Origin of the sequence: Roseisalinus antarcticus (genome assembly GCF_900172355.1) — a bacterium.
GTDB lineage: Bacteria > Pseudomonadota > Alphaproteobacteria > Rhodobacterales > Rhodobacteraceae > Oceanicola > Oceanicola antarcticus_A.
The window spans coordinates 1-19,306 of sequence record NZ_FWFZ01000028.1; the positions used below are offsets into that span (position 1 = coordinate 1).

The following is a 19,306-nucleotide window of genomic DNA, read 5'->3' on the forward strand; positions in this document are numbered from 1 at the left end:
CTTGTCGGCCGCGTCCTTCGATGTTCCGGATTTCTGGTTCATCTTCGCTCCTTGATGGCTGCGATGATCCAGAAATCCTCCGTTACGAAAACCTCAAATCTGTCCCACAGGTGCTGACGTCAGACACATCTGGTCGCGGCGCGGCAATTTCATCGAGGTTCCGACCGATTGTCCGCAGCGCGCCGAGCGTCTTGGCTGGACCGGCGATGCGCAGGTCTTCGCCGGCACCGCATGCTGGCTGGCCGACAGCGAAACGTCTTTGCGCAGTACCTGCGAGATGTGATGCATGACCAACGGCCCGACCGCACGATGCTGCCGATCACCGACATCGAGAACATCGACCTTTTGAACGAGGCGTATCTTTCCACCGTCACCGGCCGGAACGTTGAGATCTACGGCGTTCCGATTGAGACCGCACAGGGGGGCGGCATCTATTGCCACAAACCCACGTACGAGGCGCTGGGGCTGGAAATTCCGCTTACGTGGGATGACTTCATGGCCAACAACGCGCACATCGCCGCGGAAACGGATGTCGCGCCGATTGGGCAGACCTAGGCCGAGCCTTGGACGAGCCGGCTTTTCGTGCTCGCGGACTTCTACAACCTGCTTCATGAAGAGCCTCATTTCCCCGACGCGCACACCGCCAACGAGGCAAAATATGCCTCTACCCCGGCCGCTCTCAGGGAGGGGGGCGAACGCCTGCAGGAAGCCTATGAGACGGGGCACTCTAGCGAAGACTTCGCAGCGGCGGATTACGCAGAAGGTCTTGCGATGGTCGCGAATGGCGATGTCGCACATTGTCCGATGCTGACTTTCGCGGTGGGCTCTTTCAAGCCAAACCACCCTGACCAGATGGAAGATGTCGGCGTCTTCGATCAGCCCGGTGATGACCCGGATGCGAACGGTCTGACCGTCTGGGTGCCGGGGGCGTTCTATGTGTCAGCGGACACCGAATACCCCGAGATCGTGCGCGATTTTCTGAACTTCGTGGCATCGCCGGCGGCGTGCGAGATCATGACCGAGACGCTGGGTGTCATGGGCCCCTATCTTGTCGAAGGCTGCGACTTGCCCGACGTCGTGCCGGACATGGTCGCCGACATGTTGCCCTATTTCGAAGAAGCAGGCCGCACAGCGCCTGCGGTGGAGTTCCTCTCGCCGATCAAAGGTCCGGCATTGGAACAGCTGACCGTCGAAGTGGGGTCGCCCAAGGCTTCCTGCGCCCGGTCGTCTTCTTCCCGGTGCTGGTGTCCACAATCGGCGTCGGTATCCTGTTCTTGCCGGTCGCGCTTATCATCGCACCCTTGGCGCTGTGGTTTGACCGCAAGGCGCTTGACGTATGACCCGCCGCCAGCGTGTCACCGGGATCGTGTCGCTCGCCGTCGCGTCGGTGGTCTTCATCCTGCCGTTCCTCTTCATTTTCATCAACGCCGCCAAGACGCCCGCAGAGGCGAGCCAGCCCAGCTGTGCCATGCCCAATGAATGGCAACTTCGGCAGAACCTCGTCGACGTGGTGCAGGTCCGCGACGACGCGCTGCTGCTGGCTTACTTCAATTCCATCGTCATCACCGCGGGGGCCATGACGCTTCTGGTGATCCTTGCGGCGATGGTGGGTTACGTGCTGCAGCGCAGGCCCACGCCCTTCAGCAAGTTCGTGGAGTTCGTTGCGTTGGCAGGCTTGATGATCCTGCCCGCGGTGGTGCCGACGATCTGGGTTCTGCAGCAAGTGAACCTGTTCAAGACGATCCACGGCATGATTCTGATCCAGGTGGCCTACGGTCTATCATTCCGCATCCTGTTGTTCCGCGCCTTCATCTCGTTGATCCCGCGCGACCTGGACGAGGCGGCCATCGTCGACGGCGCAACGCCTGTGCAGGCCTTTTTCCGGGTGATCCTGCCGCTGCTCACGCCGTTGTCGCTGACAGTGATCGTCGTGCAGTCGATCACCATCTTCAACGACTGCACGCACCCGCTCCACTACCTGCCGGGGCCCGACAACATCACCGTCCAGCTGACGCTGCACACCTTCCAGAGCCAGTTCACCTCTCAGCTGAACTTGCTCTTCATGAACATCCTGCTCATCACGATTCCGCCCTTGCTGGTGTTCGTCGTCTTCGATCGTCAGATCGTCGCGGGCATGACCTCCGGCGCCGTGAAAGGATAATCCGTGGCACACGTGGCATTGAACGCGCTGCGCAAGAGCTTCGGCGCGATCGAAGTCATCAAGGGCGTCGATCTGAACATCGCGAACGGCGAATTCTGCGTCTTCGTCGGGCCCTCTGGCTGCGGGAAGTCCACGCTGCTGCGCATGATCTCGGGGCCGGAGGAGGTCACTTCCGGGTACGGTCGAGATCGGCGGTGCCGACGTCACCCACGCCGACCCCTCCAAGCGGGGCATCGCGATGGTGTTCCAAAGCTTCGCGCTCTATCCCCACCTGACGGTGCGCAAAAACATGGGCTTCGGGCTCAGCCTCGCCCGAATGCCCAAGGCTCAGATCGCGGCCGAGGTCGACAAGGTAGCGGCGGTTCTGCAACTCGAACCGCTCCTGGATCGTAGACCCAAGGCGCTCTCGGGCGGGCAACGCCTGCGCGTTGCCATCGGGCGGGCCATCGAGCGCGATCCGGGCGTGTTCCTCTTCGATGAACCATTGTCAAACCTCGACGCCGCTTTGCGCAGCCAGATGCGGCTGCAGATCACGGACCTGCACGCGCGGCTGGGGGCCAATGTGATTTACGCGACCCACGACCAGGTCGAGGCGATGACCATGGCCGACAAGATCGTCGTGCTGAACGCCGGCCGGATCGAACAGGTTGGCACGCCTATGGAGGTCTATGAGCGTCCGGCGACCCCCTTCGTGGCAGACTTCATTGGCTCGCCCAAGATGAACCTCTTTGAAGGCGAGGTGGTGCGAACGGTGGGCCGCGAGGTTTATGGCATTCGGCCAGAGCATCTGAATGTCTCCGACGATAGCGGCACCCGGGACGGCATCGTGCGTCACGTCGAACGGCTTGGCGCGGACACGATCCTGCTCGTAGACGTGGCCAGTCTTGGCGCGGTTCTCGCCCGGATAGATGGGCACCGCACCTACGCCCCGGGTGCGACGGTTCATCGGACGCCGGACGCCGGACGCCGGACGCGAGTTTCGTTATCGGGGCTAAACGACAGCGGGGGGGAAGTCGGCACATCAAGATGCAGTTCAACTGTTCATCAGCCATACTCGAGGTGGCGACCTGAGCCCCTGCTCTCCTCCGGCCATTCGGAGAAAACGCGGGTCGATATCCGGGGCTACGCCGCAGGCATTTCCAGCCGCTTCTGTGCCATGAACTCAACCGGCGGGATGTTCCCGAGGCCGGCGTGGGGGCGGTGGTGATTGTAGTTGTGCTGCCAGGCGCGGATCTGCTGGCGGGCCTCGCCGAGCGGCACCTGCCGTGCAAACCAAAGCCCCTCACGGCTGAAGGCAACGATCTTGTGCCGGATCCGCTCCGCCGTCGCTTCACATTCGAATTGTGCCAGTGGGCGGCGCATGATCGGCGCCGGTTGCCCCAACTTGGTCGCAGTATTGAAAGACCCCGTAGCGCACACGAACGACGCCCCGGCCGCATCCAGCACCACGACGATCTCCTCGAAGTGCGACCGCGACCGTGTCAGACGGTCGATCCTGCAGGCCACGATCCGGCCGCCCCTGGCATTGTCCACGAGCTGGCGGACGGCCCGCGATCGACCTGCCGGTCCGGCAGCATCACCCAGCCTTCGTGCTTCGGGAAGGCGGCGTAAGCCTCCCGCTGGTCGCCGAGTGAATTGTCCGCCTGCTCGAGTCCGTCCCCGAAGCTCTTGCCCGGGGTAGAGTGCACAGCCGGTCCTGGTTCTCCCCCCCTGCCCCGTCGATGAGCCCGAAGAACCGCGGGCCCGACCGGTTCGTGCCGGTGATGTATGTGGATCGAGATGCAATATGACCCTCCATCCTAGGGTGATGGGCGTCACAAACAGACATACCTGTCAGCTCTGCTCGGCTTTGCTGCGCCAACCTGGTCTACGGATGCCTTTCGTGGCCGGAACAATTCCCTGGCAGGTCAGGTGGTCAGCCAGGGCCGGTGATGGCCGGGGCCTCCCGGATCAGCGTCGGGTCGATCAGCGCCGCAACCATGAACAGCGCGTCCGTGCGCCGCATAAGGTTGCGCACCAGCACCGGGTCGTGGGCATGGCGGGCGCGGACCGGCAGGCCCTCGCTCGGGCCTTCCTCGAGGTCCGAGCCGCGCACCAGGGTCCAGTCCCGCCCGGAGGCGAAGATCAGGTCCCCCGCGCGCACCTGATCATCCAGATCGACCAACCGCAGCGCCCTCAGGATCGGGGAGCCGAGGCGGACGATTGCGCGGATTTTCCAGCCAAAGCGGTCCTTGCCATCGCGGCTGACATGCCAGCCGCAGGAGAAGACGAGACGGGCTTTCGGTGGCGCGAGGTCGAGCGCCGCACGCGCGGTGCCCGAGGCATAGTCATGGACGCCCCAAGGCGCCAATACCACCAGCACGCCGTCGCAGCCCCGCATGGCCTTCTCGACCACCGCGCGGTCGTCGGTGCGACCGGGGAAAACGGCGATCCGGTCACCGAACCGCTCCAGTTTGCGGACACTTTCGGGGCGGCAGACGCCGGTGACCTCGTAGCCTCGGGCGAGGGCGTGTTCGGTCATGTGTTGTCCGAGCTTGCCCGAGATGCCGACGATGCAGATAGGTTTCATGATGGGTCTCCTTGATCGAAAGGTCAGGCGGCGACGGCACGGGGCGAGGTCTCGCGCGGTCCGCGGAGCAGGAGCCAGAGGGCAAAGCCGACTTCGGAGGCCGTGACGACCAGCAGCAGCGCGATCTTCACCGCTTCCAGCAACGCGACATCGGGCAGGGCGAACATCTGTACGCTGTCCACCATGTAGCCGGCGCCGCCGACGATCAGCCCGAGGCCCAGCAGCCGTGGATAAAGGTCCGAGCGCAGCACGAGCGTGCCCAAGAGGACGAGGTGAAGGCAGAAGAAGACCTGCCAGATCCACACGCCCGCGTCGTGGACGTGCCGCATCAGGCCCGCAAGCTCGATCCGTTGCGCGGCGCTGAAGCTGTCCAGCGGCACCGTGCCATCCGCCAGCGCCATCGACGCGGCGTGGAAGAACAGCATCGCCGCCATGACCGCGACCATCATCAGACGGGCATAGGAGGCTGCCAGCGACAGCGTCGCGTTCACCGGGCGGAACATGAAGTAGAGCATGACCGAGACGAGCACTTCGGCGGTCATCATCGCGACGTCGCCGATGATCCCGGCATGGAACAGCCCCCGCCGCCCGGCGATGTTGGCGAAGGTCGCGGCGGGGTCGCCCGGAACGTCGAGAAGGCCCGGGACGTAGAGGATCGCGAAACCGCCTGCGAAAGCGATGACGAGGTAAAGCGCACCGGTCATTCGGGCATAGGCGCGGCTGGTCGGGTCCTGGAAAGCGTGCATGGGGGCCTCCTTTCGGGGTGAGGTTGCGTGTCGGCTTTCAATAGCCCTCTGCGTGAGCGCAGGGAATTGACCGACTTTGCGTAACTGATATGCAAATGCGTATGGATTGGCGCAGCGTCACCTTCGACTGGAACCGGGCCCGGGCTTTCCTCGTGACTGCCGAGGAGGGCTCGCTGTCGGCTGCCGCGCGTGCGCTGAAACTCGCGCAGCCGACGCTCGGCCGACAGGTCGAGGCGCTGGAAACCGAACTGGGCGTGGCCCTTTTCGAACGGTCCGGCCGGGGCCTCCGCCTGACGCCCGCGGGCCATGACCTGCTCGAACATGCCCGGATCATGGGTGAGGGCGCCCGCGCCCTTTCGCTGGCCGCCTGGGGCCAGACCGAGGCGCTGGAGGGCGAGGTGGCGATCTCGGCCTCGGACGCCTACGCGAGCTACCTTCTGCCACCGATCCTCGGCCGGCTGCACCGGGCCGAGCCGCGCATCCGTATCGAGGTTGTCGTGGCCAATGACCTGTCCGACCTGTCGCGCCGCGAGGCCGACATCGCGCTGCGCAACGTGCGGCCCTCGGAGGCCGACCTGATCGGCCGCCGGATGCGGGATGCGCAGGCGCGGCTCTACGCGGCGCCGGATTATCTCGACCGGCTCGGCCGGCCCCGGACGGCGGCAGATTTCGGCGCGGCGGAGTTCATCGAGATCGACGCCACCGGCAGCCTCATGGGCCTTCTGAACGGTCAGGGCTTCGACCTCGGGGAGGACAACTTCCCCTACCGCTGCCGGAGCTTCACCGTGATGTGGGAGATGGTGCGCACTGGACTGGGCATCGGCATCCTCGACGACCGCATCGGTGACGCGGACCCGTGCGTCGAACGGGCGGTGCCGGATTTTGATCCCATCGCGTTTCCGGTCTGGATCGTCGCCCACCGCGACATCGCCCGCTCGAGACGCATGCGGGTCGTGTTCGACGCCCTGGTCGAGGGCTTCGGTGGCTGAGGTCCATCGGTCCGGCGACCCGTGCCGCCGGGTCGCGAAGCCGTCTTCCGAGGTGGCCGGGATCTGCCGGAACCGCGCCTCGGTCACCGCAAACCGATGATCTCCACGCGCTTTGCGGGCCTGAAACCGCGCGGGGCACTCTGCCTCAGCAACGTCGAGCACGTGCAAGGCATGAGTGGATCCGTCCGCATAGCATGTGCAGGGGTCGGGTGCGAGGACGCCACGGATGTCTCCCGGTCAGCGGCGCCTTGGGATCAGGAAACCGGCGGCGAGGCCGAGAAACAGCGTCGTGAAGACCGAGCGCCCGCTGGACGACGTCGGAAGGATGCGCATTGCGCCCGTCGAGCGTCGCGTGCGCGATGGCGGTGAACACGTCGGCCACGAACGCCCCGCCCGCCTGCGCGGCGTTGACTTGGAAGTCTTCAAAGCCGATCGGGATGTGCCGGATCTCGTGCCCGGTGGCCTGGCTCGGCGCCACCGCCATCTCGGCGAATGTCATGAGCCTCGGGCCCGTCACCTCGTAGAGCCGTCCCACGTGCCGCACGTCCGGCAGCGCCGCGACGGCCACATCTGCGATGTCGTCGATGTCGATGATCGGCTCGGGGGTATCTCCGCCGGGCATGGGTAGCACCCCGGTGGGCACAGGGGCACGCAGCTATCCTTCGGAGACGTCCTGCGCGACCCAGGCGGCCCGCGCGATGGTGAAATCGACGCCCGCATTGCGCACCACCTCTTCGCCCAGCCGCGCGTGATGTTCCCCGCGGCCGGGTAGCAGGACAAGATGTTCGACCCCCAGGTTCTTCGCCGTCTCGCAGAGCGATTCGAGCTTGTCGACGGCCCCGGGGGAGGCGAGGTCCGGGAAATAGGTGACATGGGCCGCTTGTGCGCCAAACAGGGCCGGCGCCCAGGTCTGGGGTGCTTCCCAGTCGAACGGGACAGTGGAATGGCGCGATCCGCGACGGACCGGAACGCCGCTGGCCTCCGGCCGGGCGGCGACGCGGCGGCCGGTCTTGCTGGTGCCGCCCGTGGCCGGAATGGGTCTGATGGACATGGGGTTTCTCCTGTGCTTCGGGTTGATGGCCAGGAAATACGCGCAGTCTCCGCGTCCGATATTGATCGGCGCCGCCAGTCCTTTGACCGTGGCGGCCAAAGCCCCTCAGCGGGGCGGCCGCTCCTTGCGGCAGCTCACCGGTGTCACGCCCATCCACCGCTTGAATGCCCGGGTGAAGGCACTTTGCTCGGAAAACCCTGTCAGGAAGGCGATCTCGGCAAGAATTGTGCGTCGTCACGCAGCAGACCCTCGGCCAGGTTGCGTCGGGTCTCGTCGGTCAGGGTTTGGAAGGACACGCCGTGTTCGGCAAGGCGGCGGTGAAACGACCCGACGCCGAGGCCCGGCTGCCCGGCGGTATGCGCCTTCTTCGGCGCACCCTTGCTGAGGGTCTGCGCGATGGCGCCCCTGGCCGCCGCGACCCGCGAGGCCCCCTCGCGGAAGTCACCAAGCTCTTCGTCGAGTTGCGACAGCGGATGACGGGAAATGCCCTCGTCCACGAGGATATTCGGCTGCGACAGGACCACGCAATGGAACAGGATCGCGTCAAGCTCCGCCACCCCGGCGGACAGCACACCCGAACCAGCCTTCATGCGATGTGGAGGCGTTCGGCGCGGCCTGCCGAACCCTCGCGTTCAGAGGTCTCACGGGCGCGGGATTGACCTGCCGGGCGCACGCGACCGTGGCGACCAGTGTCGTCTCGTTCGGCAGCCGCCTGCCGAGGCGCCGTTCGCCAGGCCTGTGAAGGACGTTGAGCATGCCACGCGGATCGGGCCGGAGTTGGTAGCGCACGACGCTGGTCCAGAGCCGGGCCTGGTGTTCGGCCCGGGCCATCGATCCGCGCAAGTCTGGCACCGCCTTCAAGGCCGGGCCCAACGCGCCCCATTCGTCACAGCGCTTCGACGCACCGACACGCACCGGGAGGTCGGTTGCGTCAACTTCGCCGGCCAACCGCTCCAGCATTGCGTAGTGTGCCCCGCTCCGGAACATGACCTTTGAATCCCGGGGCGCGTCCGCTTCAATCCCGACCGTTGCCAGCAGCCCGGTCGCCTCGGCGCCTTCTATGGCAGCGGCGACCATCTTCCGCGAAAAAGGGGAGGTTACGTAGCCCATCGGCGTCAGTTTACGTTTGGCCCGCTCGTCAGCCAAGTCGGGCAAGATTGCGGCGAGTTCGAGCGGGCGGGCTCACTTCCGTGGAAGTCGGCGGTATCCTTGGGTGCTGCACAATCTTCGTTTCGGTCGGAATGCAATCAACACCGAACTCTGACGCCCCCATTATTATGTCTCTATTCCATATGCTTGGCGTTCTGCCCCATACCCCAACCCGCAACCGGGGCCATGACCTGCGCTCTCCGGGCACGGGATTTCCGAGGCCGGAGGCAACGCCACAGGTCGAGACCCTGTCGGCATCGACGCAGCTCCTTGCAGGTGACAAGTGCGCCTCTAGCCGCCCGTCCCTTGCGCCCGCACATGCTCCAGGAACGCAAGGACCTTCGTCGTGCGGTGCAGGTCCACATGGGTCACGACCCAGAGGGCGACGGACCATGCCTCGCCCGGCGCAATCACCTCAACGAGGTCGGGCCGGGTGCGGGCGTTGTGTTCGGGGAGAAACCCGAGCCCCAGACCCTCGCAGACCGCGCTGTGCTGGACCTGCTGGTCGGTGGTCTGCAGGGCCAACGCCTCGGGCGGGACATTGGCGGTCATCCAGTCGGAATAGGGCAGCGGCCGGGCTGCCCCCACGGAGCCGACAAAGCGGTGTCGGTCGAGCTTGTCCGGCTCGGGGAAGCCGGCCCGTTCGATGTAGTCGAGACTGGCATAGAGCCCGAACCGCACGCTTCGGAACAGGGTCACGACATAGTCCGGCACGTCCGGTTTCTTGCCGGCGCGAAACGCAACGTGGGCCTCGCCGTACTCCAGCCGTGCCAGTTGTGCGCCCGCGACGAACTCCATCGCGATCCGTGGATGGGCAAGCTGAAAATCACGGATCGCGGGCATGAGGATAGGCGCGACACCGGCCAGCGCGGTCACGATCAGCGAGCCTGACAGCTGCCCGGCCTTGCCGCGGCTACGGCCCTCCAGATCGGCGAACATCTCGTCCGCGCGGCCGGCGACCTCGAGCATGTCACGGCCCGCGTCGGTCAGCGCATAGCCCCGCGCATGTCGGTGAAAAAGCGGCGCCCCGAACGTGCCCTCGAGCGTTTCCACGTGGCGATTGACCGTTGCACGGTGAACGCCGAGCGCCTCGGCCGCCGCGCTGACCGTTCCGAGGCGCGCGACCATCAGCGCGGTGCGGAGTTCCATCCAGTGTTGCATGCGCTGGCCTAGCACGCGGGACCTGCCGTATCAACGCGCGGTTTTGGCCGATCGTGACCCTAAATGCGCACCAATAGACAGACGCGGGCCGCTGCGCCTCGGCCTGTGAAAGCTGCGCCCTGTGGCCATTCGGTGTTTTGCTCGAACGGCCACAGGCGACCATACCCGGATCTAGGAGCGCCACGCGGCCAGCCCCATACCGCTAAGACGAGTTGACAAGTGAACGCGCATATATTGCGCATATGGATCACTGGTGCGCGGGTTCTGGCGCCCGCAGGATGATCCGTGAAAACGAACAGGACCAGGGTTCCGGCCATGCAAAGATACCACCCCGCTCTCGTCGCCCTGCATTGGGTGATGGCGCTGATGATCGTCGTTGCGCTCGCCGCCGGAGGATTGTTGCTGGCCAACATGCCGCCGGACAGCCCGGACAAGGTCTCGGCCCTGGGCGGGCACATGGTCTTCGGCATGGCGATCGGCGTGCTTTTGATCCTGCGCTTCGTCACCCGCATCCGCAGCACGCATCCGCCGCACGCAGGGACCGGCAACGACCTGCTCGACCGGATCGGGCGCTGGACGCACCTGGGCTTCTACGTGCTGATCGCGGCGATGGTCCTGTCCGGGCTGGCCATGGCCTTTGGCGCGGGGCTTTTCCCCATCGTCTTCGGTGGTGCGGCCCCGATCCTGCCGCCGGAGTTGCAGGACCTGCCGCAACGCGCCGCACACGGTGTCATCGCGACGGTATTGGTGGCGCTAATCGCGCTGCATGTCGCGGCGGCGCTCTACCATCACATCGTCCTCCGGGACGGCCTGCTGCGCCGGATGTGGTTCGGCAAGCAGACCGCAGGGACGGGCGAAGGAAAGACACCATGAGGATTCTCGCCTTCGCCGCCAGCAACAGCCGCAGGTCGATCAATCGCGTTCTGGTCGAGAATGCCGTCAGCCGGTTGCACGACACCATCGCGCCGGAGGCGAAGACCGAAAGGCTCGACCTCAACGACTACGACATGCCGATCTACTCCATCGACCGCGAGCGGGAGGCGGGCATTCCCGCCCCGGCGCTGGATTTCTTCGGGCAGATCGGGGCGGCGGACGCCGTGCTCGTCTCCTACGCCGAGCACAACGGCTCCGTCACCGCGGCCTGGAAGAACCTCTTCGACTGGATGAGCCGGATCGAGATGAAGCTCTGGCAGGGCAAGCCGCTGGTGATGCTGGCCGCGAGCCCCGGGTCCCGCGCGGGCGCCGGTGTGCTGGCCGACCAGTCGAGGCTCGCCCCGCATTTCGGCGCCGAACTCCGCGGCACGCTGGGCATAGGCAAATGGGCCGAGGCCTGGGACGCCGAGGCGCTGGCGCTTGCCCGGCCAGAGGATCGCGCGGCGCTCGATGCGCTGCTCTTCCGTCTCGTGCAGCCGTCGCGCGAAACCTTCCCGGCATGACCGGAAGCCAAGCCCCCCTCCAGACGGACAGGACAGCCAGATGACCGGAACACGCATGATTGCCTTGAAGGCAGCCGCCATCCTCTGGGGGATCTGGGGCCTCGTCCATGCTTTCGCCGGGGTGATGACCATCGCCCAGCCTGCCCCGCAGGGCTTCGCCGCCATCGCCGATGCGGTGGACCCCGCCTTGCTGGCCGCGGAGTATCACGCGGCCGTCGCCGGGGTGCTGAACCAGCATGGCTTCAACCTTCTGTGGATCGGGCTCGCCACCCTTGGCGGCGCCCTGTTCATCTGGCGCGGCAACATGACCGCGATCTGGGTGACGGCCATGGTCGGCGGGCTCGCGGATGTGGGGTATTTCCTGTTCCTCGACCTGCCGGGCTTCGTGACCTTCGTGCCGGGCACCGTGATGACCATGATTTCGGCCTCGGCCATTGTGCTCAGCGTCCCGGTCCGGCTGCGCAATCGCAACGGCTCCGCCGCCCGCCCCTGAAGTCAGGCCGGTTGCGGGTCTTTTCCGTATTCGACCGATGCGAACCAGTCGATCAGCAAGTCGCGCATTTCTTCCGTCCGTTCCAGCGGTGGACAATGGCCGCAGTCGGGAAACGTCACCAGCCGCGAGCCGGGCAGCAGCGCGTGCATCTCGTGGCTGTCGCCGGTCGGCACGACGCGGTCCTCGTCCCCGGTGACGATCAGAACGGGGTGGGTGCATCGCGCGAGATCGGGCCGCGAGTCCAGCCGCGCCATCACCGCGGCGATCTGCGTCTCGAACGCGGCGAGGCCCAGGGTCTCGGACGCCGCCGCCATGGCGTTGCGCTGGCAGGGGTCGAGCCTGTCGGGCCGGGACACGCAGATCTCCATGTTGGCGTCCTGGTAGCGCCGCATCCCGTCGCGCCGGGCCACGGCCAGGTTCTCTTTCCGGCGCTGCCGGGCCGCCTCGGATTCCGGTGCGGCGCTGGTCGACACCAGCGTCAGGCCGAGGATCCGCTCGGGTGCGCGGCGCAGGATCTCGAAGGCGATGTAGCCGCCCATCGACCAGCCCACGAGGTGAAAGACCGGCGGCGCCTGGTCCAGCACCGACTGCGCCATCTGCGCCATGCTGGGCAGGAACTGGTGCCCTTGCGGGATCGTCAGGGGGCAATGTCCGACCAGGCGGGCATGCAGCGGACCCCAGGCGGAGCCATCGGCCTGCAGGCCGGGAACGAGAAGGACGGGATGCATGGGTCAGGCTCCTTCGGTCGCGTCTTCGGCGACACGGTGGCAGGCGGTGCGGTGCCGGGCGACCTCGGGCAACAGCTGCGGCACCTCGCGCAGGCAGCGGTTGTCGGCCAGCGGACAGCGGCTGTGAAAGGCGCATCCCGGCGGCGGGTTCAGGGGGCTGGGCAACTCGCCCTTGGGCAGGGGGCGGCCGCCCTCGGGCGGGGGCCGGGGATGGGGGACGGAGCCGATCAGCATCCGGGTGTAGGGATGGCGGGGCCGGGCAAAGACCTCCTCGGCCGGGCCGCTTTCCACGATGCGGCCCAGGTACATCACCGCGACCCGGTCGGCCACATGGGCGACGACCGAGAGGTCGTGCGAGATGAACACCATGGCGAGCCCCATCCGCGCCTTGATCTCCAGCATCAGGTTGAGGATCTGCGCCTGGATCGACACGTCGAGCGCGGACACCGGCTCGTCGGCCACGATCAGGTCCGGCTCTGGCGCGATGGCCCGGGCGAGACCCACCCGCTGACACTGCCCACCCGACAACTCGTGCGGGAAACGATCCAGAAGATGGCTGCCGAGCCCGACGCTGGCCGCAAGCGCCAGCACCCGCGCGTCGATCTCTGCCGTGGACAGGTCCGTGAGGTTGATCAACGGCTCCGCGATGCACTCGGCCGCCGTCATCCGCGGATTGAGCGAGGCGGCGGGATCCTGGAACACCACCTGGAACCGCCGCCGCAACCGACGCAAGCTCACGGCGGGCAGCCGGGCAAGGTCGGTGCCGTCGAAGATCACCGATCCGGCGGTTGGCGGCTCCAGCCCCAGCAACACCCGGGCGAGCGTGGACTTGCCGCAGCCGGATTCCCCCACAAGGCCCAACGTCTCTCCGGGGGCGACGGTGACGTCGACGCCCCGCAGCGCATGGAGCCGCCGGCGCGGCCCGCCCAGAAATCCCGCCCCCACCGGGAAGGATTGGTCGATGCCCAGGGCAGAGATCAGCGGTTCGGTCATTGCCAGGCCCTCACGATGTCCGATTGCGAGAGGTCGGCGTAAACGGCGTCCGGTCGGATGCAGCGGCACCGGTGCCCCGGGCCCGGATGCACCACCGGGGGCACGCCCGCGCGGCAATCCGCCGTGACATAGGCGCAGCGGTCGGCAAAGGCGCAGGCCGGCGCAGGGTCCGACAGCCGCGGGACGGCGCCGGGGATCTCGGCAAGGCGGCTTTGGCGGCGCTTGCCCTCGGCCGGCAGAGAGCCCAGCAGACCGGCGGTATAGCCATGGGACGGGCGGCTGAAGACGGTGCCGACCGTCCCCTCCTCGACGATGCGGCCGGCATACATCACCGACAGCCGGTCGGCGGTCTCGGCCACCACGCCCAGGTCATGGGTGATGAGCAGAACGCTCATGCCGAGATCCCGGCGCAGGTCCGCGATCAGCGCCATGATCTGCGCCTGCACCGTCACGTCGAGCGCCGTGGTCGGTTCGTCCGCGATCAGCAAGTCCGGGTCGCACGCCAGCGCCATGGCGATCATGACCCGCTGGCGCATGCCGCCCGACAGCTCGTGCGGATAGGCGTCGCGGCGGCCGCGGGCATCGGGGATCCGCACCAGGTCCAGCATCTCGAGCGCCCGGCTGCGGGCGGTGCGGCGGTCCACGCCGCGGTGCTGGCGCACGATCTCGGCGATCTGGCCGCCAACCGTGTGCACCGGGTTGAGCGAGGTCATCGGATCCTGGAAGATCATGCCGATGCGGTTACCCCGGATGCGCCGCAACGAACGGTCCGAGGCGCCATGAAGGTCGGTGCCGCCCAGGGTGATCCGGCGGGCGTCGATCCGCGCGGTCCGCTTTGGCAGCAGGCCGAGGATCGCCATGGCGGTGACGCTCTTGCCGCAGCCGGATTCGCCGACGAGGGCGAGGATCTCGCCCCGCCGAACCTGGATGTCGACATCGTCCAGCGCCTGCACCCTCTCCGTGCGGGCGCCGAACCGCACGCTGAGGCCGGCCACGTCTAGGATGGGATCGCTGTCGTTGGTCATGGCATCTTCTGCGTCACCTTGCGGGGGTCGAGCGCGTCGCTCAGCCGGTCGCCGAGGATGTTGGTGACCAGCAACAGCACCGACAGCAGCAGGCCGGGATAGAACATCAATTCAGGGTTGAAGCGGAAAAAGCCGCGCGCATCGGCCATCATGCCGCCCCAGCTCGGCACTTCGGGCGAAGTGCCGACGCCGAGAAAGCTGAGGATGGCCGAGGCGATGATGGCCGAGGCCGCCGCATAGGTCGCCTGGACGATCACCGGCGCCAGCGTGTTGGGCAGGATGTGCCGGAACACCAGCCGGGACCGCGAGCTGCCCGCGGCAATCGCCGCAGTGACGTAGGGCTGCGCGGTCACCGACAGCGCCACGGACCGCACGAGCCGGACCATGCGGGGGATCTCGGGGATCGAGATGGCGATGATCAGCGTCGGCAGGCCCGGCTTCAGCAGGGCGGCCAAAGCGATGGCCAGCAGCACCGCCGGGATCGCCATCAGCGCATCCACCAGCCGCATGACGATGGCCCCGCCCACCCGGTTCATCGAGGCATAGATGCCGATGGCCACCCCGGGGATCGCCGCCAGCACCGCCACCGCGCCCCCCACAATCAGCGACACCCGCGTGCCATAGACCGCCCGGGCATAGACGTCGCGCCCCAGCTGGTCGGTGCCGAGCCAGGCGTCGGGCGCCGGGGGCCCGAGCCTGCGGATCGGGTTGAGCGCGGTGGGGTCGCCCGCGATCAGCGGCGCGAAGATTGCGATCAGGATGAACAGCACCAGGATGGCCGCGCTCACGACCGTTGTCGGGTCACGGCGCAGGTGGGCCAGGGATTCCAGGAACGGCCGCCTGCGGGTTCGCGCGGCCGCAACGGTCTGCGGGGGGCTGTTCGGCGCGGCCATCTCAGCCCCTCACCCGCGGGTCGATCGCCGCATAGCTGAGGTCGACAACCAGGTTGATCAGGATCAGCATCGCCGAGAAGAACAGGATCGAGCCCTGGATGACCGGGTAATCCCGCCGGGTGATCGCATCCACCGTCAGCCGGCCGATGCCGGGGATGTTGAAGACCGATTCCGTCACCACCACCCCGCCGATCAGCGTGGCGAAACCGATGCCGATGACCGTGACCACCGGCACGCCGACGGATTTCAGGGCGTGCCAGAACAGGATGCGCGGGGCGCCCAGGCCCTTGGCATGGGCGGTCCGGATGTAATTCTCGTTCAGCGCGTCCAGCACCGAGGCTCGCGTCACCCGGGCGATCAGCGCCGCGAAGACCAGCGCCAGCGACACCGACGGCAGCGTGACGCTGTGCAGCGTGGCGAGCATCCCCTCGTCCAGCGGCTTGTAGCCCTGCACCGGGAACACGCCCCAGCGGACGGCGAACAGATAGACCAGCACATAGGCGATCGCGAAGACCGGGACCGAAAAGCCGATGACCGCAAAGCCCATGGCCAGCCGGTCCACGATCGTGTTCGCCCGCCAGGCCGACACCGCGCCAAGGGGCACGGCGATCAGCACGGTGAGGATCAGGGTGACGGTGCTCAGCACCAGCGTCGGCTCCACCCGCTGGCCGATCAGCTCGGTCACTGGTTTGCCGGAATAGATCGAATTGCCAAGGTCCAGCCGGATCGCATCCCCGAACCACAGCGCGAACTGGCGCCACAGCGGCTGGTCCAGGTTCAGCCGGGCGCGGATCTCGTCGACCTGCGCGGGCGAGGCGTTGTCCCCGGCCAGCAACAGCGCCGGATCCCCGGGCGTCAGGTGGACCAGCGAGAAGATGAACAACGACACCAGCAGCAGGATCGGGATCCCGGCAAGGATACGCTGAGCGGCATAGCGGAGCATTCGGCCTCTGCCCTTTCAGGAGCACATTCAAGAGCGCATGGGGCCGGGCCGCCGGGCGGTGCCGGCGGCCCGGACGGGATCACTCGACGCGTTGCAGGTTCCAGAAGAACGGCACCGGGCTTTCGATGTAGCCCTCGAGGTCGGTGGCGATACCCACCGACGGGAACGCCTGGCCGAGCGGCACATAGCTGACCAGATCGTGGGTCAGGCGCTGCATCTCCTCGGCAAGCGCCATGCGCTCTTCCTCGGTTTCCGCGACGGCGAAGTCCTCGCGCAGCTGCTGCAGCTCGTCCGAGCAGGCCCAGCCGAACCAGGCGTCGTCGCAGGCGCCCGAGACGTAGACGTTCGTCATCGGGTTGGACTGGTCGACGAAGCCCCAGCCGGTGAAGAAGACGTTCCAGCCGCCATCCGCGACCGGCTCCTTGCTGGCGCGGCGGGTGGCGACGGTGGCCCAGTCCGACGGCTGCACCTCGACCGTGAAACCGGCCTCTTCCAGCATCGGCTTCAGCACCGCGTAATAGGCGTCATGGGTCGGGATATCCGAGACATGCATCAGCATGACCGGCGTGCCGTCATACCCGGCCTCGTCCAGCAACGCCTGGGCCGCTTCGGGATCGCGCTCCAGCACGCGGTCGGTGTTGACGTCCGTGGCGTAGGGCCCGTTGCAGAAGAACACCGCGGCGCATTTCAGATAGCGATCCTCGCCGTCGCCGTAGGCCGCCAGCAGGAAATCGTCCTGGGACACGGCCAGTTGCAGCGCCTGGCGCACCAGCGGGTCGTCGAATGGCGGGTTGAGGTGGTTGACCACCAGCTGCATGGAATTGCCCGATTGCCGGGCGGCCACGGCTTCGGCGGTGTCCACGCCGTCGAAATAGCGCAGCATGTCGGCCGGGACCTCTTCGATCCAGTCGATCTCGCCGGCGATCAGCGCGTTGATCGCGGTGGCGGTGTCGGGGATGTAGATCGCCTCCACCCGGTCGAAATGCGCGATCTTGCCGCCGGCGGCCATGCTGGGCGGCTCGTCGCGGGGCACGTAATCCTCGAATTTTTCGAACACGACCACGCTGCCGGGCACCCATTCCTCGGGCACAAGGCGGTAGGGGCCCGAACCGATGGGCTCCTGCACGGCCTCACTCGCGGGCGTCGCGGCCTGTTCGGCGGGCATGATGACCGGGACATTCGACGAGATCTTGCCAAGCGCGTCCAGCACCAGGCCCCAGGGCTCGGCCAACTGGATCACAAGCGTCCTGTCGTCGGTGGCCTCGATGCTCTCCATCTTCGAGAACAGCGTCTGGCCGAGGCCGTCGACGCTGCCCCACCGTTCCAGCGAGGCGACGGCGTCGGCCGCGGTCACCGGGCTTCCGTCATGGAACATCAGCCCGTCGCGCAGGGTGATCGTGTAGGTCAGCCCGTCCTCCGAGATCTCGGTGCCCTCGGCCATCTGCGGCTGGGGCTGATAGGTCTCGTCCATCGCATAGAGCGTGTCGAACATCAGGTAGGCCGCGTTACGGACGGTGAAGTTCGTGGTCGAGATCGGATCGAGCGTGTTGACGTCTCCGTTCATCCGCAAGCGCAGGGTCTCCTGCGCCAGGGCCGGCATCGCCGGCGCCAGCAGTGCGGCCGCAAGGGCCACGCGTCGTATCAGGTGTCGCATTGTTCTTTCCTCCCAGTTCGGCAATCGGCGCATCGTTTCGCGCCGCCGGCCCGTCCTCCTGCGTGGCGCGGGCGGTCGGAGAGCTCTGTCCCGCGACCCGCCGGATCCACACGAACCGTTACGCACGTTTGCACGGGTTCGGGATTCGGGCAAGACCTATGCTTTTCCGCGCGGCTTTCAGCCAAGGCAACTTGCCAAACGCGCCCGCGTGCGTATCGTTGCGCAATAGTGTTGACAAAGTGTCGGTATCGAGGGGCGGCGAGCGGGTCATGGCAACGATAAGGGATGTGGCGCGACTGGCGAAGGTATCGCCGACGACGGTGTCGGCCACCCTGAACGGCTCCGCCCCCGTCAGCGAAGAGCTGAAGACGCGGGTCATGGATGCGGTGCGGCGGGCGAATTACCAGCCCGACCGCAACGCCCAGACCCTGCGCCGCGGCGTCTCGACCACCATCGGGCTGATCGTGCCGGACATCGCCACGCCCTGGGCCTCGCACCTGGCGAAGGCGGCGCAGAGGTCGCTGGCGGACAACGGCTTCAACCTGCTGCTGGCCAGCAACGACGACGATCCGGAGCAGGAATTCCGCGACATCGCCCTGATGATCAGCCACCGGGTCGCGGGGCTTCTGATCGGGCCGACCAGCCTGGGCCCCGGCTATGACGTGCGCTTTGCCGAGGCGGTCACCTGCCCGGCGGTGCTGGTGGACCGGGTCGTGGCGCCCGACCGTTTCGACATCGTCGCCGACGACAATGTCCATGGCGGGCGGCTGGTGGCGGAGTACCTGCTGCGGCGCGGCCATCGCCGGATCGGCATGCTCGTCGGGCGGCCCACGATCTCGGCCTCCTTCGAGCGGTTCGAGGCGGTCACGACCTCGCTGGCCGAAGGCGGCGCCCCGCTGGCCGAGAACCTCACGGCCTTCGGCGTCCACACGGTGGAGCAGGCCTATGCCGCCGCGCAGGACCTGATGTCGCAGCCGGTGCGCCCGACGGCGATCATCTGCATCTCGCACACCCAGGTGCAGGGGGTGATGGCGGGGCTCAAGAACATGGGCGTCTCGGTGCCCGGAAACGTGTCGGTCATCAGCTTCGACGGCTTCAATCCGGCCGAGGGCTGGTATCCGACGATCACCGCGCTCGTGCAGCGCACCGGGCAGGTCAGCGACCTCGCCGTGGGCCGGTTGCTGGAGCGGATCCGCGCCGAGCGGCAGGGTGCGCCCGAGATCCAGCGCGTGCGCCCGACCCTGCGGGTGGGCGAATCCTGCGCTGCGCTCTCGGGCGGGTAGACCGCCGGACCGTCGCGGGGCCACCGCGCAAG

24 protein-coding genes and 1 pseudogene are annotated in these 19,306 nt (G+C 67.1%); 10 read left to right on the top strand and 15 right to left on the bottom strand.

Translation table 11 applies throughout. The features are described 5' to 3' along the window. The first annotated feature begins 151 nt into the window (after positions 1 to 151). The 5 genes and pseudogenes from ROA7023_RS25220 to ROA7023_RS18195 all read left to right on the top strand — a co-directional run. Positions 152 to 283, top strand: coding sequence for an alpha-L-rhamnosidase-related protein (locus tag ROA7023_RS25220; protein ID WP_234992316.1), 132 nt, complete (start codon positions 152 to 154; stop codon positions 281 to 283). 26 nt (positions 284 to 309) lie between these two features. Continuing rightward, positions 310 to 555, top strand: a complete 246-nt coding sequence (locus ROA7023_RS25225) for a type 2 periplasmic-binding domain-containing protein (RefSeq protein ID WP_159458578.1) — start codon at positions 310 to 312, stop codon at positions 553 to 555. Between the two features lie 27 nt (positions 556 to 582). Next, on the top strand, positions 583 to 1,479 hold the full coding sequence (locus ROA7023_RS25230) for an extracellular solute-binding protein (protein ID WP_143535629.1): 897 nt from the start codon (positions 583 to 585) through the stop codon (positions 1,477 to 1,479). Then, positions 1,367 to 2,161 carry a carbohydrate ABC transporter permease gene (locus tag ROA7023_RS18190; protein WP_234992305.1) on the top strand — a complete coding sequence of 265 codons (795 nt, stop codon included), beginning with the start codon at positions 1,367 to 1,369 and terminating at the stop codon, positions 2,159 to 2,161. The genes ROA7023_RS25230 and ROA7023_RS18190 overlap by 113 nt, the downstream gene beginning before the upstream one ends. Before the next feature lie 3 nt (positions 2,162 to 2,164). Next, positions 2,165 to 3,152 (top strand): annotated as a pseudogene (locus ROA7023_RS18195) (ABC transporter ATP-binding protein); the annotation flags it as partial. Between the two features lie 131 nt (positions 3,153 to 3,283). On the opposite strand, the gene ROA7023_RS25700 reads toward ROA7023_RS18195, so the two are convergent. The 3 genes from ROA7023_RS25700 to ROA7023_RS18210 form a co-directional block, all read right to left on the bottom strand. Beyond that, the gene (locus ROA7023_RS25700; protein WP_085880458.1) at positions 3,284 to 3,979 is read right to left on the bottom strand and encodes a recombinase family protein; all 696 of its coding nucleotides are present in this window, start codon (positions 3,977 to 3,979) and stop codon (positions 3,284 to 3,286) included. A 97-nt stretch (positions 3,980 to 4,076) separates the two neighbouring features. Then, a complete protein-coding gene (locus tag ROA7023_RS18205) occupies positions 4,077 to 4,730 on the bottom strand; it encodes an NAD(P)-dependent oxidoreductase (RefSeq protein ID WP_085880459.1) in 654 nt (217 codons plus the stop codon). Between the two features lie 23 nt (positions 4,731 to 4,753). Beyond that, entirely contained in the window at positions 4,754 to 5,476 is a 723-nt protein-coding gene (locus ROA7023_RS18210; RefSeq protein WP_085880460.1) for a DUF4386 domain-containing protein, read from the bottom strand. Between the two features lie 101 nt (positions 5,477 to 5,577). Here ROA7023_RS18210 and ROA7023_RS18215 point away from each other — a divergent pair, with 101 nt between their 5' ends. Beyond that, a complete protein-coding gene (locus ROA7023_RS18215; protein WP_234992307.1) occupies positions 5,578 to 6,465 on the top strand; it encodes a LysR family transcriptional regulator in 888 nt (295 codons plus the stop codon). A 145-nt stretch (positions 6,466 to 6,610) separates the two neighbouring features. On the opposite strand, the gene ROA7023_RS25235 is transcribed toward ROA7023_RS18215, so the two are convergent. The 6 genes from ROA7023_RS25235 to ROA7023_RS18230 form a co-directional block, all read right to left on the bottom strand. Next, the gene (locus ROA7023_RS25235; protein WP_234992308.1) at positions 6,611 to 7,087 is read right to left on the bottom strand and encodes a Rossmann-fold NAD(P)-binding domain-containing protein; all 477 of its coding nucleotides are present in this window, start codon (positions 7,085 to 7,087) and stop codon (positions 6,611 to 6,613) included. Between the two features lie 33 nt (positions 7,088 to 7,120). After that, on the bottom strand, positions 7,121 to 7,516 hold the full coding sequence (locus tag ROA7023_RS25240) for an SDR family oxidoreductase (protein WP_234992310.1): 396 nt from the start codon (positions 7,514 to 7,516) through the stop codon (positions 7,121 to 7,123). A 105-nt stretch (positions 7,517 to 7,621) separates the two neighbouring features. Next, entirely contained in the window at positions 7,622 to 7,741 is a 120-nt protein-coding gene (locus tag ROA7023_RS25245; RefSeq protein ID WP_306372503.1) for a helix-turn-helix domain-containing protein, read from the bottom strand. Next, complete coding sequence (locus ROA7023_RS25250) at positions 7,717 to 8,106, bottom strand: hypothetical protein (RefSeq protein ID WP_234992312.1); 390 nt, start codon at positions 8,104 to 8,106, stop codon at positions 7,717 to 7,719. Before ROA7023_RS25250 ends, ROA7023_RS25245 begins: the two co-directional genes overlap by 25 nt. After that, on the bottom strand, positions 8,060 to 8,626 hold the full coding sequence (locus tag ROA7023_RS25255) for an AraC family transcriptional regulator ligand-binding domain-containing protein (protein ID WP_306372502.1): 567 nt from the start codon (positions 8,624 to 8,626) through the stop codon (positions 8,060 to 8,062). The genes ROA7023_RS25250 and ROA7023_RS25255 overlap by 47 nt, the downstream gene beginning before the upstream one ends. A 330-nt stretch (positions 8,627 to 8,956) precedes the next feature. Continuing rightward, positions 8,957 to 9,826: a LysR family transcriptional regulator gene (locus tag ROA7023_RS18230; RefSeq protein ID WP_085880462.1), complete on the bottom strand. Its 870-nt coding sequence runs from the start codon at positions 9,824 to 9,826 to the stop codon at positions 8,957 to 8,959. A gap of 315 nt (positions 9,827 to 10,141) precedes the next feature. Here ROA7023_RS18230 and ROA7023_RS18235 point away from each other — a divergent pair, with 315 nt between their 5' ends. The 3 genes from ROA7023_RS18235 to ROA7023_RS18245 are packed head-to-tail and all read left to right on the top strand — an operon-like array spanning position 10,142 to position 11,755. After that, complete coding sequence (locus ROA7023_RS18235) at positions 10,142 to 10,699, top strand: cytochrome b (protein WP_085880463.1); 558 nt, start codon at positions 10,142 to 10,144, stop codon at positions 10,697 to 10,699. After that, a complete protein-coding gene (locus ROA7023_RS18240) occupies positions 10,696 to 11,262 on the top strand; it encodes an NADPH-dependent FMN reductase (protein WP_085880464.1) in 567 nt (188 codons plus the stop codon). The genes ROA7023_RS18235 and ROA7023_RS18240 overlap by 4 nt, the downstream gene beginning before the upstream one ends. 40 nt (positions 11,263 to 11,302) lie before the next feature. After that, positions 11,303 to 11,755, top strand: coding sequence for a hypothetical protein (locus tag ROA7023_RS18245; RefSeq protein ID WP_085880465.1), 453 nt, complete (start codon positions 11,303 to 11,305; stop codon positions 11,753 to 11,755). 2 nt (positions 11,756 to 11,757) lie between these two features. Here the strand turns inward: ROA7023_RS18245 and ROA7023_RS18250 are convergent, their stop codons facing one another. The 6 genes from ROA7023_RS18250 to ROA7023_RS18275 form a co-directional block, all read right to left on the bottom strand. Beyond that, positions 11,758 to 12,483, bottom strand: a complete 726-nt coding sequence (locus ROA7023_RS18250) for an alpha/beta fold hydrolase (protein WP_085880466.1) — start codon at positions 12,481 to 12,483, stop codon at positions 11,758 to 11,760. Between the two features lie 3 nt (positions 12,484 to 12,486). After that, positions 12,487 to 13,476 (bottom strand): ABC transporter ATP-binding protein, encoded by a 990-nt coding sequence (locus tag ROA7023_RS18255; protein WP_085880467.1) that lies wholly within the window; start codon positions 13,474 to 13,476, stop codon positions 12,487 to 12,489. Further along, the gene (locus ROA7023_RS18260) at positions 13,473 to 14,501 is read right to left on the bottom strand and encodes an ABC transporter ATP-binding protein (protein ID WP_085880468.1); all 1,029 of its coding nucleotides are present in this window, start codon (positions 14,499 to 14,501) and stop codon (positions 13,473 to 13,475) included. Before ROA7023_RS18260 ends, ROA7023_RS18255 begins: the two co-directional genes overlap by 4 nt. Continuing rightward, a complete protein-coding gene (locus ROA7023_RS18265) occupies positions 14,498 to 15,394 on the bottom strand; it encodes an ABC transporter permease (protein ID WP_085880469.1) in 897 nt (298 codons plus the stop codon). Before ROA7023_RS18265 ends, ROA7023_RS18260 begins: the two co-directional genes overlap by 4 nt. A 1-nt stretch (position 15,395) precedes the next feature. Continuing rightward, positions 15,396 to 16,337, bottom strand: coding sequence for an ABC transporter permease (locus ROA7023_RS18270; RefSeq protein ID WP_085880470.1), 942 nt, complete (start codon positions 16,335 to 16,337; stop codon positions 15,396 to 15,398). Positions 16,338 to 16,416: 79 nt separating this feature from the next. Then, positions 16,417 to 17,991: an ABC transporter substrate-binding protein gene (locus ROA7023_RS18275; RefSeq protein ID WP_159458580.1), complete on the bottom strand. Its 1,575-nt coding sequence runs from the start codon at positions 17,989 to 17,991 to the stop codon at positions 16,417 to 16,419. A 269-nt stretch (positions 17,992 to 18,260) separates the two neighbouring features. On the opposite strand from ROA7023_RS18275, the gene ROA7023_RS18280 reads away from it, so the two are divergent. Beyond that, on the top strand, positions 18,261 to 19,274 hold the full coding sequence (locus tag ROA7023_RS18280) for a LacI family DNA-binding transcriptional regulator (protein WP_159458581.1): 1,014 nt from the start codon (positions 18,261 to 18,263) through the stop codon (positions 19,272 to 19,274). The last annotated feature ends 32 nt before the right edge of the window (positions 19,275 to 19,306 follow it).